13 protein-coding genes are annotated in these 12,000 nt (G+C 65.1%); 7 read left to right on the forward strand and 6 right to left on the reverse strand.

The window, feature by feature from the left end:
- The first annotated feature begins 2 nt into the window (after positions 1-2).
- The 5 genes from F7R19_RS06445 to F7R19_RS06465 all read left to right on the forward strand — a co-directional run bounded on the left by F7R19_RS06445 (position 3) and on the right by F7R19_RS06465 (position 3,982).
- Positions 3-746, forward strand: coding sequence for a response regulator (locus F7R19_RS06445; RefSeq protein WP_150979714.1), 744 nt, complete (start codon positions 3-5; stop codon positions 744-746).
- Positions 743-2,044, forward strand: a complete 1,302-nt coding sequence (locus tag F7R19_RS06450) for an ATP-binding protein (protein WP_061953948.1) — start codon at positions 743-745, stop codon at positions 2,042-2,044. Before F7R19_RS06445 ends, F7R19_RS06450 begins: the two co-directional genes overlap by 4 nt.
- 396 nt (positions 2,045-2,440) lie before the next feature.
- A complete protein-coding gene (locus tag F7R19_RS06455; RefSeq protein ID WP_150979715.1) occupies positions 2,441-2,872 on the forward strand; it encodes a hydroxyquinol 1,2-dioxygenase in 432 nt (143 codons plus the stop codon).
- 57 nt (positions 2,873-2,929) lie between these two features.
- Positions 2,930-3,349, forward strand: coding sequence for an organic hydroperoxide resistance protein (locus F7R19_RS06460; protein ID WP_150979716.1), 420 nt, complete (start codon positions 2,930-2,932; stop codon positions 3,347-3,349).
- Positions 3,350-3,427: 78 nt separating this feature from the next.
- Positions 3,428-3,982, forward strand: coding sequence for a thioredoxin family protein (locus F7R19_RS06465; protein ID WP_150979717.1), 555 nt, complete (start codon positions 3,428-3,430; stop codon positions 3,980-3,982).
- Positions 3,983-4,029: 47 nt separating this feature from the next.
- Here F7R19_RS06465 and F7R19_RS06470 read toward each other — a convergent pair whose 3' ends face one another.
- Both F7R19_RS06470 and F7R19_RS06475 read right to left on the reverse strand, forming a co-directional pair.
- Positions 4,030-4,368, reverse strand: coding sequence for a cupin domain-containing protein (locus tag F7R19_RS06470; protein WP_150979718.1), 339 nt, complete (start codon positions 4,366-4,368; stop codon positions 4,030-4,032).
- Between the two features lie 127 nt (positions 4,369-4,495).
- Positions 4,496-4,984 carry an Lrp/AsnC family transcriptional regulator gene (locus F7R19_RS06475; protein WP_150979719.1) on the reverse strand — a complete coding sequence of 163 codons (489 nt, stop codon included), beginning with the start codon at positions 4,982-4,984 and terminating at the stop codon, positions 4,496-4,498.
- Between the two features lie 152 nt (positions 4,985-5,136).
- Between F7R19_RS06475 and glmS the strand changes: the two genes are divergently transcribed.
- Complete coding sequence (gene glmS / locus F7R19_RS06480) at positions 5,137-6,966, forward strand: glutamine--fructose-6-phosphate transaminase (isomerizing) (protein ID WP_150979720.1); 1,830 nt, start codon at positions 5,137-5,139, stop codon at positions 6,964-6,966.
- Positions 6,967-7,056: 90 nt separating this feature from the next.
- Here glmS and F7R19_RS06485 read toward each other — a convergent pair whose 3' ends face one another.
- From F7R19_RS06485 to F7R19_RS06500, 4 genes are all read right to left on the reverse strand, one after another.
- A complete protein-coding gene (locus F7R19_RS06485; protein ID WP_150979721.1) occupies positions 7,057-8,049 on the reverse strand; it encodes a Bug family tripartite tricarboxylate transporter substrate binding protein in 993 nt (330 codons plus the stop codon).
- Between the two features lie 64 nt (positions 8,050-8,113).
- Positions 8,114-8,899 (reverse strand): SDR family oxidoreductase, encoded by a 786-nt coding sequence (locus F7R19_RS06490; protein WP_200898989.1) that lies wholly within the window; start codon positions 8,897-8,899, stop codon positions 8,114-8,116.
- Positions 8,900-8,937: 38 nt separating this feature from the next.
- Complete coding sequence (locus F7R19_RS06495) at positions 8,938-9,618, reverse strand: fumarylacetoacetate hydrolase family protein (protein WP_150979722.1); 681 nt, start codon at positions 9,616-9,618, stop codon at positions 8,938-8,940.
- A 117-nt stretch (positions 9,619-9,735) separates the two neighbouring features.
- On the reverse strand, positions 9,736-10,689 hold the full coding sequence (locus F7R19_RS06500) for a 2-hydroxyacid dehydrogenase (protein WP_150979723.1): 954 nt from the start codon (positions 10,687-10,689) through the stop codon (positions 9,736-9,738).
- Positions 10,690-10,798: 109 nt separating this feature from the next.
- Here F7R19_RS06500 and F7R19_RS06505 point away from each other — a divergent pair, with 109 nt between their 5' ends.
- On the forward strand, positions 10,799-11,941 hold the full coding sequence (locus tag F7R19_RS06505; RefSeq protein WP_150979724.1) for a citrate/2-methylcitrate synthase: 1,143 nt from the start codon (positions 10,799-10,801) through the stop codon (positions 11,939-11,941).
- The last annotated feature ends 59 nt before the right edge of the window (positions 11,942-12,000 follow it).

Below are 12,000 nucleotides of genomic sequence, written 5' to 3' on the forward strand. Positions count from 1 at the left end.
AGATGGAATCGCATGTGGACCATGTCCTGATCGTGGACGACGACCGGGAAATCCGCGAACTGGTCTCGACCTACCTGACCAAAAACGGCCTGCGCGTGACCATGGCGCCCGATGGCCGCCAGATGCGCCAGTTCCTGGAAGCCAATGCTGTCGACCTGATCGTGCTGGACGTGATGCTGCCCGGCGACGACGGTCTGGTGCTGTGCCGCGAGCTGCGCGCGGGCAAGCACAAGGCCACGCCAATCCTGATGCTGACCGCGCGCGACGACGAGACCGACCGCATCATCGGCCTGGAAATGGGGGCCGACGATTACCTGACCAAGCCATTTGCCGCGCGTGAGCTGTTGGCGCGCATCAAGGCCGTGCTGCGCCGCACGCGCATGCTGCCGCCCAACCTGCAGATCACCGAGGCGGGGCAGATCCTCGCGTTTGGCACCTGGCAGCTCGACACTACCGCGCGCCACCTGATCGACAGCGAAGGCACCATCGTGGCGCTGAGCGGCGCCGAATACCGGCTGTTGCGCATGTTCGTCGATCATCCGCAACGCGTGCTCAATCGCGACCAACTGCTCAACCTCACTCAGGGCCGCGAAGCCGACATGTTCGAGCGCTCGGTCGATCTGCTGGTCAGCCGGCTGCGCCAGCGCCTGAACGACGATGCGCGCGAGCCGGCGTATATCAAGACCGTGCGCAGCGAGGGCTACGTGTTCTCGATGCCGGTGGAAATCAAGGAGGCGCGTCAGTGAATGCACGCCTTTGGCGCGGGCCGCGTACGCTGAGATCGCGCCTCTTCCTGATCCTGCTGACGGGACTGATCGTTGCCCACCTGATGTCGTTTGCCGTGCTGTTTGGCGAGCGCTATGTTTCGGCGCGTCAGGTGATGCTCGGCACGCTGGAGACCGACGTGGCCACTTCGGTCGCCATCCTGGACCGGCTGCCTGCCGCGGAGCGTCCGCAGTGGTTGCCGCGCGTGAATCGCGGCAACTATCAATACATCCTCGGCCCGGGTTTGCGCGGCGTGCCCGAGATGACGCAGCGCGGCAAGGACATTGCCGATCGCATCATGGAGGCCACGGGCGGGCGTTTTGCGGTCACGGTCGAGTCGATTCCGGGCGACGGCAAGCAGGTGCAGGCGCACCTGACGCTCAGCGACGGCAGCCCGCTGACCATCGACGTGCATCCGCGCATGACGCCGGTGGCGCAGTGGCTGCCCTATGTGCTGGTACTGCAACTGCTGCTGCTGATCGTGTGCTGCTGGTTCGCCGTGCGGCAATCGATCCGTCCGCTGGTGGCGCTGGCCGACGCCGCCGATGCCCTCAATCCCAACGCGAAGGCGGCCCCGCTGGACGAAAGCGGCCCCACCGAAGTGGCGCGCGCCGCGCGGGCGTTCAACGCGATGAGCGAGCGTATCGCGCACTTCGTGGCAGAGCGCGTGCAGATTCTTGCGGCGATTTCCCACGACCTGCAGACGCCGATCACGCGCATGAAGCTGCGCGCCGAGATGGCCGAGGATTCCGAGGAAAAGCGCAAGATGGTGAACGATCTGGCGGAAATCCAGACGCTGGTGCAGGAAGGGCTGGCGTATGCGCGGTCCACCAGCGGCGAGGGCGAAAAAGCGTCGCGTATCGATCTGGGATCGTTTGTGGAAAGCCTGGTCTACGACTATCAGGACACCGGCAAGAATGTGACGATCGAACAGAACGTGGGCGGCGCGATCGTGACGCGGCCGCACGCGCTGCGGCGCATCCTGACCAATCTGGTCGACAACGCGATCAAGTTTGGCGGCGCGGCCGAGGTCAGCGTGCGGCGCGAGCGCGACGCGGTGCTGATCGACGTGATGGATCGCGGTCCCGGCATTCCCGACGACAAGCTTGATGCGGTGCTGCAGCCGTTTGTGCGGCTGGAAGGGTCGCGTAGCCGCGAAACCGGCGGCACGGGGCTGGGCTTGGCCATTGCGCACCAGTTGTCGGTGGCGATCGGCGGATCGCTGAAGCTGCGCAATCGCGAAGGCGGCGGCCTGGCGGCGGAAATCCGCATCGGCTAGCCAGCTAACCACCCGCGCACCTTGAGCGCGTTTGTCTTCATCGCGGCCGCGCCCTCAAAGGCGCGGCCGCGTCGTTTTCGGCGTATTGCCTGGGCGCATCCCGCGCCATGTCCCCCATCGCCGCCTGGCATCCGGCCAGCCTTTCCGACGGTGCGCGCTGCGTCGGCCGCGCATTGCTTGGGCCTTTTTGTACGTCTTTGTATCAGCCCGCCGCTGCGATACGTGGCCTGACATAACCGCCCGAAATCCGCTACGGGCGCGATACGTGGGGCGACTTAAATACGTTCCGTGGCAGCGCAACGCAACGACGAAAAGCCGGAGACGCCGCTTCTGCACAACCGTGAAGTACCGATTGCACATCGCAAACACTCAACGTTCAGATAAAGGAAGCCAATCATGTCCAAGACCTTCACCCAACGCCTGGTTCTCGCCGTCGCCCTGGTTGCCGCCGCCGCTGGCGCGCAAGCCGCTGTGACCGGCGCCCGCGACCCGTACCTTGACGGCGCACGTGCCGTGCAAGGCGCGCGCGACGTTTTCAGCGACGGCGCACGCTCGGTGTCCGATGCCCACGACCCGTACACCGACGGCGCACGCGGCGTGCAGGACCAGCGCAGCCCTTATTACGACGGCGCCCACGTGGTGGCCGGACTTGATCGCACAGGCGTATCGGCCCCGCCGGCCCGCGCTGTCGATCCGTACTACGACGGCGCGCGCAAGGTCGATCCGTATTACGACGGTGCGCGCACCTTGGCAGGCATGGACCGCACCGGCGTTTCTGCCGATCCGGCCCGCAAGGTCGACCCCTATCTGGACGGCGCCTACGCCTGATCCCGCAGCATGTTCTTGAGCCCTTTTACCCAAACCACTCGCAACAAGGAATTCATCATGACCCGCATCGAAAAAGTGCTGTACACCGGCAAGGTCCACGTCACGTCCGGAGGCCGCGACGGCAAGGCGCATAGCGACGACGGCAGGCTCGACATCGCGCTGTCGTCGCCCGGCAGCAAGGGCCAGGGCACCAATCCCGAGCAGTTGCTGGCCGCCGGCTGGTCGGCGTGCTTCATCGGCGCCATCGGCCTGGCTGCGGGCAAGCGCAAGATCCAGTTGCCTGCTGACCTGTCGGTGGATGCCGAGATCGACCTGGGCACGGCGGGCATCGAATACCTGCTGCAGGCGCGCCTGCGCGTGCACATCCCCGGCATCGAGCGCGACGTGGCGCAGGAGCTGGTGGATACCGCGCACCGCACTTGCCCGTATTCGAAAGCGCTGCACGGCAATATCCAGATCGAGACCGTGCTGGTCTGAGCGGCTGCCACCGCATCGCCAGCAAGCCCCGATTGCCCCAATCGCTCGATTCAACACAACGTCGTCACGCTCCCGATCATGCGCAACCTCATTCGCGCCGTACTGGCCGCCGCCGGCATCGCGGCGATCTACACCTTCGGCACCGGTGCCATCGCTGAAAGTCCCAGGATGGGCGATCAGGGCGTGGCGCCGGAATTCGTCAACATCACGCAGTGGCTCAACAGCGAGCCGCTGACGATGCAGGGCCTGCGCGGCAAGGTGGTGCTGGTCGATTTCTGGACCTATGCGTGCGGCAACTGCGTCAATACCCTGCCATACGTCAAGCAGTGGTACGACAAATACAAGGATCAGGGACTGGTGGTGGTGGGCGTGCACACGCCGGAGTTTCCGTTCGAGAAATCGACCGCCAATGTGCAGGCCGCGCTCAAGCGCTTCGATATCCGCTATCCGGTGGCGCAGGACAACGCGTACGGCACATGGTCGGCGTATCGGAACCAGTATTGGCCGGCCACGTACCTGATCGACGCCGAGGGCCGCATCGTCTATCAGCACTATGGCGAAGGACGCTACAAGGAAACCGAGGCGGAGATTCAGAAGTTGCTGGCGCAGCGCAAGGCGGCTGGCGTGCAGTGACAGGCTGGCGGCGCTGCGGCGCCGCCGCTTCCGCTCGCAGCGCGCGTCTAAGCGCCGTTATCGAGCAGCACTATGGTCATCAGCACCGAGGCGTCGCTGACGGCCTTTACGTCATGCCGGACGTTGCCGGCCAGATAGATCAGGTCGCCCTGGCGCAGCCGACGCGACCCGCCATCGAAGGCGATCTCGATTTCCCCTTCCAGACACTGCATCGTCATTGGGCCCGCCACCGCATGCGGCGGCATCTGCTTGCCAGCCAGCAGCACGAGACGCGCCACTTCCAGATGCGGCACCTTGAACAGCGCGGTGGTGGGCGTGTTTTTCAGATCGACGCCGAGCGGCTTTACGCTCGTGGTCTGGCCGGAGGTCAGGTGCGGAATCGACATGGCTCTATGCTCGCTGGACTGGGGATTGGCTGACAAAAGACAGCTGCGCCTTGCTGCGCGATGCCATTCAGTCTATTGCCAAAGCAGCGGGGCTGCGAAAGCAAAATGTTGCCTGCCTCGCGCAACGTCATGCGCCTGCGCCGATTGGCGCATTGGCTTCGAACTTGGCGCGATGCGTCGAGAAAAAGGTGCGCACGTTGCGCACATTGCCGGCGCCCGTGAACAGCCGGCGCGCAAAGGCGTCGTACGCGCCCATATCGGCCAATTCGACGATCACCACGAAATCGGGCCCCGGCGACACGCGATAGCACTGCGTGACGCCCGGTTCCGCGCAGACTTGCGCTTCGAACGCCGCGCAGTCTTCCGCGGTCTGTCGATCGAGCGTGACCTCGATGATGGCGATCAGCGCGCCGCCCAGCTTCTCGGAATCGAGTACTGCGATTTCCCGCGCGATGACGCCCGTTTCGCGTAATCGGCGCACACGACGCATGGTGGTTGGCGCCGATGCAAACACGCGCTCGGCCAGCGTCGCATTCGAAAGCGATGCATCGGTTTGCAGCGCGCGCAGGATTCGGCAATCGAGGTCATCGAGCGGGACAGGGGGCGCAAAGGGCATACGATTTTCGTGAAAGAAAATTTCATCGACGGGATCTATCGATGAATTGATTCATAAACGCTAAATTATTGAAAGAAAATTTCATTGCCGCAACCCTACCATCGCCGCCATGGATCGAATGCGATCGCTAACGTAAATCAATTGGAGAGGTCATGTGCGGAATAGTTGGCGCGGTGGCGCAACGCAACGTGGTGCGGGATCTGGTGGATGGGCTGAAGCGGCTCGAATATCGCGGCTATGACTCGTGTGGCGTGGCCATGCTGCAGCACGGCAAGCTGGTGCGCGCGCGCAGCGTGGAGCGCGTGGCTGCGCTGCAACGCGATATCGAGACGCACGGGATCGACGGCGCCACCGGCATTGCGCACACGCGCTGGGCAACGCACGGCATGGCGGTCACGGCCAACGCGCATCCGCATGTCTCGCCCGACGAGCGTGCGCCACGTATTGCGGTGTCGCACAACGGCATCATCGAAAACCACGAGACGCTGCGCGCGGAACTGCAGCAGCACGGCTATGTATTCGTCAGCCAGACCGACACCGAAGTGATCGGGCATTTGATCGATCACCTCTACAACGGTGATCTGTTCGAGGCCGTGCGCGAAGCCGTGGCGCGACTGCGCGGCAGTTTTGCGATTGCCGTGCTCTGTCGCGACGAACCGCACCGGCTGGTAGGCGCGCGCAATGGCTTGCCGCTGGTGGTGGGCGTGGGTGACGGCGAGAATTTCCTTGCGTCGGACGCCATCGCCGTCGCCGGCGTCACCAACCAGATCGTCTATCTGGAAGATGGCGACGTGGTCGACGTGCAGATGCATCGCCACTGGATCGTCGACGGCCACGGCCAGCGCGCGGATCGCGCCGTGCACACCGTGGCGGCGCACAGCGCTGCGGCCGATTTGGGCCTGTACCAGCACTACATGCAGAAGGAGATCTTCGAGCAGCCGCGCGCGGTGGCCGACACCTTGCAGGACATCACGTCGATCATGCCGGAGCTGTTCGGCGATGGCGCGTATCGGCAAATGGCCCAGGTCGATTCGGTGCTGTTGTTGGCGTGCGGCGGCAGCTACCACGCCGCACTGACGGCCAGCTACTGGATCGAGGCGCTGGCAAACCTGCCGGTGCGCGTAGAGATCGCCAGCGAATACCGCTATCGCGAGGCGTTCAGCCATCCCAATACGCTGGTGGTGGCCGTATCCCAAAGCGGAGAAACCGCCGACGTACTCGGCGCCGTCCATGCGGCCCGCGAGCGCGGCATGCAACGTACGCTGGCGATCTGCAACGTCGCCACCAGCGCGCTAGTGCGCGAATGCGCGATGCATTTCATCACGCGCGCGGGCGTGGAGATCGGCGTCGCGTCGACCAAGGCCTTCGTCACGCAATTGGTGGCGCTATTCCTGCTGGCCCTGACCCTGGCGCAGATCCGTGGACGCCTGAGCGATACCGACGAGCAGCGCCACCTGCGCGCGTTGCGTCATCTGCCCGATGCATTGAGCCGCGTGCTGGCGCTGGAGCCGCATTTCATCGGCTGGGCCGATCAACTCACGCGCAAGGAGAACATCCTGTTCCTGGGACGCGGCATGCACTATCCGATTGCACTGGAAGGCGCGCTGAAGATGAAGGAGATTTCCTACATCCACGCCGAGGGCTACGCTGCCGGAGAACTCAAGCACGGACCGCTGGCGCTGATCAGCGACCAGATGCCGGTGGTGGCGGTGGCGCCCAACGACCGCCTGCTGGAGAAACTGAAGTCGAATATGCACGAAGTGAACGCGCGCAGCGGCAAGCTCTACGTCTTTGCCGATATCGACTGCGCGCTGCAGCCCTCCGACGGCCTCGAGATCGTGCGCCTGACCGAACACTACGGCATGTTGTCCCCGATCGTGCACACCATCCCGATGCAACTGCTCGCGTATCACACCGCGCTGGCGCGCGGCACCGATATCGACAAGCCCCGCAATCTGGCGAAGTCGGTGACGGTGGAGTGAGTGGGGGCGATGTGTGGGGAGATATGTGTGTGGCGGCATGCACCTCATCGCTCTCGCTCAACTTGAGAGCGGTGCACGCCGCCACCGCCATCATTCCGGCTGGATGTTGGCCTCTTTCACCACCTTGCCCCACTTGGCCAGGTCGGACTTGATCAGCGCCGCGTATTCCTGCGGCGTGCCGCCCTGCACCTCGATGCCGGCAGCCTCGAGTTTGGCGCGTACCTCGGGCAACTTCAGCGCGGCGTTGATCTCGGTGTTGAGCTTGGCGACGATTTCCTTGGGCGTGCCGGCCGGCGCGAGGAAGCCGCCGTTGGTATTGGCGTCGTAGCCCTTGAGACCTTGTTCCTCTGCGGTGGGCACGTTCGGCAGCGCCTTGGAGCGCTTGCGCGTCGATACCGCCAGCGCGCGCACGTTGCCCGATTTCACCTGTTCCTGAATCGCGCTGATCGTGTCGATATAGAGCACCGTGCGGCCCGCGATCAGGTCCGGATGCGCAGCCGAAGAGCCCTTGTACGGCACCAGCAGCACCGGCGCCCCGCTCACCATGCGGAACATCTCCGCCGCCATTTCCTGCGCACTGCCGCGACCAGACGTTGCCACCTTGGCCTCGGCCGGATTCGCCTTCATCCATGTCACCAGTTCCGGCACGGTCTTGGCTGGCACCTTGGGATACGCGGCGAAGACCAGCGGAATCTCGTGCGTGTAGACGATCGGCTCGAAACTCTTCTCCGGATCCCAGCCCAGGTTCTTGAACAGGAACTTGTTGATGTTGTGGCTGCCCCCGACGATGCCGATGGTGTAACCATCGGGCTTGGCGTTGGCCAGCACCGCGGTGCCAAGGTTGTTGGACGCGCCGGGACGGTTCTCGACGATAAATGGCTGGCCAAGCTTGACCGACAGCTTTTCGCCGACCACGCGCGCGATCAAGTCGATGCCGCCGCCAGCCGGTGCGGGCACGATGATCGTGACGGGGCGGCTTGGATACGGCTGCTGCGCCAACGCGGCGCCCGGGTTTGCCAGCAGCGCGGCGGGCATCGCCAGTACGCTCAGCAGCGCGGCGAATTTACGGGGGATCGATTGCATGGTGGTCTCCTGGAAAAGCGATGGACGGCTGCTGCCGACTCTGTTTGCGTAAAAGAAGCTGGAATCAGCCGCGTCCGACAAAAGGCATGGCGCTGGCCATCACGGTCATGTTCAGCACGTTGGCGTCGAGCGGTAGCGACGCCATATGCCGCACGGCATTGGCAACGTGGCGCGCGTCCATCATCGGCTCCGGCGCGGTCGTGCCATTGGCCTGCAGCACACCGCGCGTCATCCGTTCGGACAATTCGGTCAGTGCGTTGCCGATGTCGATCTGGCTGGCGACGATGTTGAACGCGCGGCCGTCCAGCGCCAGGGCCTTGGTCAGGCCGGTGACCGCATGTTTGCTGGCGGTGTAGGGCGCGGTGAACGGACGCGGCGTATGCGCTGAAATCGATCCGTTGTTGATGATGCGCCCGCCCTGCGGCGACTGGCGGCGCATCAATCCGAATGCGGCGCGCGCGCACAGGTACACGCCGCTCACATTGGTGTTGATGACGTTGAACCACTTGTCCAGCGGCAGTTCGTCCATCGGTACCGCTGGTGCGTTGACGCCGGCGTTGTTGAACAGCATGTCGACCCGGCCGAACTCGCGCTCGACGGTATCGAACAGCGCCTGCACGCTGGCCGGATCGGTCACGTCGGTCGGTACGGCCAGTGCGGTCTGGCCACGTTCGGCAGCTTGCGCGGCAAGCGTCTGCAATGGGTCGGCACGACGACCCGCCAACACTACGGTCCAGCCATCGTCCAGCAATGCCAGAGCGGTCATGCGGCCCACGCCGCTGCCGGCGCCGGTGACCACTGCGATCTTTCGGGTTGCGTTCAAGGTTGTCTCCTTTTTTTGACGATGCATCATGTGCGGCATCGCGCCGCGCGTATGTGGGTTGCGATCTATCCCGTCACCGTCAGCGCGATTTCGCCGATGCCGGCCACGCTGGCGTGAACCAGGTCGCCGCGTTGCAACGGGCCGACGCCCGCCGGTGTGCCGGTGAAGATCAGGTCGCCCGGCATCAGCGCGACCGAGCGCGACAGCATCGCCACCAGCTCGGGCACCGGCCAAAGCAGTCCGGATACATCCGCGCGCTGGCGTTCCGCGTGATTGACCGTCAGCCGTATCGTCCCGGACTGCGGATGCCCGCACATTTCGGCGGGCACCACCGCGCTGCACGGCGCGGCGTGGTCGAATGCCTTGGCGGGCTCCCACGGGCCGCCGACTCGCTTGGCCTGCTGCTGCAGGTCACGGCGTGTCATGTCGAGGCCGACCGCATAGCCCCACACATATTCCAGGGCGCGCGCGGGATCGATGTCGCGCCCGGCGCGGCCGATCGCCGCCACCAGTTCCACCTCATGGCAAAAGTCCTCGGTGCCCGGCGGATACGGCAGCGCTTCGCCCGCGTCATCCACCGCCGTGGCCGGCTTCATGAACCATGCGGGCATTTCCTGCGGCGCGGGCTCGTCATCGCGCCAACGGTAATTGCGTCCGATACAGAACACGCGGGCGATGGGAAACCGCGCGGCACTGCCCATGACGGGAAGCGAACACGGCGCGGGTAGCGGCAAGACAAAATCCATCGGTCTCTCGAAACTAGGTGCCGTTGATTGAGGCCCGACCGCGCGCACTACGCGGTGCGGCAACCGGGCGCCGGTGCGCAAAGCGATTAGGGCTGGGCGATCGATACGCCGTGGCGCTCAGGTGGTCAGGCTCATGCTCGGGCGCGTGCCGGCAAGCGCCTGCGCGACGCTGTCCAGCACCATGCGGGCCATCGCCTCGCGCGTTTCCCATGTGGCACTGGCGCGATGCGCCTGCAATGTGGTGCGGTCGGATTGACGCAATGCCAGCGGCACGCGCGGCTCGTCGACAAATACGTCCAGTCCCGCGCCGGCAATGCCGCCGGCCTCGATCGCGCGCACCAGATCGGCCTCATTGACGAGGCGCCCGCGCGCCACGTTGACGAGGAAGCCGCGCGGACCCAGCGCATCGAGCACCGCAGCATTGACGATGCCCTCGGCCTTGTCCGCGGCGGCGCACAACACCAGCGCGTCGCTGTCGCGCGCCAGCTGTACCAGATCGGCCACGAATTCATGCGGCACGTCGTCCATCGCACGCAGGTCCGTATAGCGGATCGGGCAGCCAAAGGCCGCGGCGCGCGTGGCGACGGCGCGGCCGACGCGTCCCATGCCGACGATGCCCACGCGCATGCCGCTGAAGCGGCGCGCCAGCGGAATGGCGCTGGGCTGCGGATACAGCTCCCATTGGCCGTCGCGTACAAAGCGATCGCCCGCGCAGATATTGCGGCACGCGGCAATCAACAGCCCGATCGCCAGATCGGCAACATCCTCGGTCAGCGCGCCCAGCGTGGCCGTCACCGGCAGGCCGCGCTCGCGGCAATATGCAAGGTCCACCGCATCGGTGCCCACGCCATTGACGGCCACCACCTTCAACGCCGGCAGCGCCTCCAGCATCGCGCGGGAAATGCCGGTATGGCCCCCGGTGATCACGGCTTCGATCGATGCGCCATGTCGTTGCAGCCACGCGGCCTGGTCGTCGATTTCAAAGTACTTGTGCACGTCATACAGCGCGGCCAGTTCTTCGTTGGCGGCAGGGATCAGGATGGGATTCAGTTGCAGGATCTGCGGCTTCATGTGCGATCGATGTCAGGCTGGAGAGTGAAGCCATGGTAGGCAATAGTTGATTGTCAATGCAATATTGATATATAAAATCAACATAAATCAGTTTCTACGAGTCACCACCATGGGTTCCTGGATATCGATGGACGAGGCGTGCGCGCGCCTTGGCGTGCGGCCGCAGACGGTCTACGCCTATGTGAGCCGCGGCAAGATCGAGGTCACGTCCGACCCGGCCGATACGCGGCGCAGCCTGTATCGCGCCGAAGACGTCGCCAGCCTTGCGCGGCGCAAGCAGGCCGGGCGCAAGCACGAAACGCTGGCCACTAACACGCTGTTCGGCGCAGAGCCCAGCATCCCGACCGCGCTTTCCACTTTCGTGCGCGAACGCCTCTACTACCGAGGGCAGGATGCGGTGGCGCTGGCCCGGTCGGCCACGCTGGAAGAAGCGGCGCACCTGCTATGGAATGCCGAACAGCCCGTGGATTTCTCGTCGACCGCGCGCGTGGCGCGGCCGGGGCGCGTGGCCGCATTCCGCACGCTGGCCGAACTGGCCGCCACGGGGCATTCCACGCACGGCCGCATGACGCGCGTGCTCCACGTGGAAGGGCAGGGGCTGATCGGGAAAATGGCCAATGCGTTCGGCGCACAGCCGGGGCGCGATGCACTGCACCGGCGTCTTGCGCAAGGCTGGAACCAGCCCGCGGCGGTGGCGGATCTGCTGCGCACCGCAATGGTCTTGCTGGTGGATCACGAGCTGACCAGCTCGGCGTTTGCCGCGCGCATCGCGGCGTCCACCGGCGCGTCGCTGCCCGCGTGCCTGCTATCGGGACTGACCACGCTGTCGGGGCCGCTGCATGGCGATGCGTCCGGGCGGGTCAAGGCCCTGTTCAGCGAACTGGAGCGCCAGGGCGAAGACGAAGTGATCGCCCATCATTTGTCGACGGGGCTGCCGCTCGCCGGTTTCGGTCACCATCTCTATCCTGAAGGCGATCCGCGCGCCGCAGCGCTGCTGGCACTGTTTGATCCGCCAGCGGTGATTGCGCGCTTTATCGACAAGGCCACGCGCCTGACCGGGCTGCAGCCCAACATCGACGTAGCGTTGGCCGCGCTGGTTACGCACTGCGGCCTGCCCGACGATGCCGCATTCGGCATGTTCGCCACCGCGCGCAGCATCGGGCTGCTGGCGCATAGCCTGGAACAGCTTGGCGTCGGTCAGGTGATCCGGCCGCGCGGCCGCTATGTCGGCGTCATGCCGGAAAAGGCCTGACGCACAGCGCGCGGCAGCTTTCGAAAGGGCGCGCCCGATGCGCGCGGCATCGGGCACGG

Source organism: Cupriavidus pauculus (genome assembly GCF_008801835.1).
Taxonomy (GTDB): Bacteria; Pseudomonadota; Gammaproteobacteria; order Burkholderiales; family Burkholderiaceae; genus Cupriavidus; species Cupriavidus pauculus.

Bases quoted from the DNA above. Each gene is read 5' to 3' on its own strand.
- F7R19_RS06445 (WP_150979714.1), top strand. From the start codon at position 3: ATGGAATCGCATGTGGACCATGTCCTGATCGTGGACGACGACCGGGAA.
- F7R19_RS06455 (WP_150979715.1), top strand. From the start codon at position 2,441: ATGTCCAAGACCTTCACCCAACGCCTGGTTCTCGCCGTCGCCCTGGTT.
- F7R19_RS06460 (WP_150979716.1), top strand. From the start codon at position 2,930: ATGACCCGCATCGAAAAAGTGCTGTACACCGGCAAGGTCCACGTCACG.
- F7R19_RS06465 (WP_150979717.1), top strand. From the start codon at position 3,428: ATGCGCAACCTCATTCGCGCCGTACTGGCCGCCGCCGGCATCGCGGCG.
- F7R19_RS06470 (WP_150979718.1), bottom strand. From the start codon at position 4,368: ATGTCGATTCCGCACCTGACCTCCGGCCAGACCACGAGCGTAAAGCCG.
- F7R19_RS06475 (WP_150979719.1), bottom strand. From the start codon at position 4,984: ATGCCCTTTGCGCCCCCTGTCCCGCTCGATGACCTCGATTGCCGAATC.
- glmS (WP_150979720.1), top strand. From the start codon at position 5,137: ATGTGCGGAATAGTTGGCGCGGTGGCGCAACGCAACGTGGTGCGGGAT.
- F7R19_RS06485 (WP_150979721.1), bottom strand. From the start codon at position 8,049: ATGCAATCGATCCCCCGTAAATTCGCCGCGCTGCTGAGCGTACTGGCG.
- F7R19_RS06490 (WP_200898989.1), bottom strand. From the start codon at position 8,899: ATGCATCGTCAAAAAAAGGAGACAACCTTGAACGCAACCCGAAAGATC.
- F7R19_RS06495 (WP_150979722.1), bottom strand. From the start codon at position 9,618: ATGGATTTTGTCTTGCCGCTACCCGCGCCGTGTTCGCTTCCCGTCATG.
- F7R19_RS06500 (WP_150979723.1), bottom strand. From the start codon at position 10,689: ATGAAGCCGCAGATCCTGCAACTGAATCCCATCCTGATCCCTGCCGCC.
- F7R19_RS06505 (WP_150979724.1), top strand. From the start codon at position 10,799: ATGGGTTCCTGGATATCGATGGACGAGGCGTGCGCGCGCCTTGGCGTG.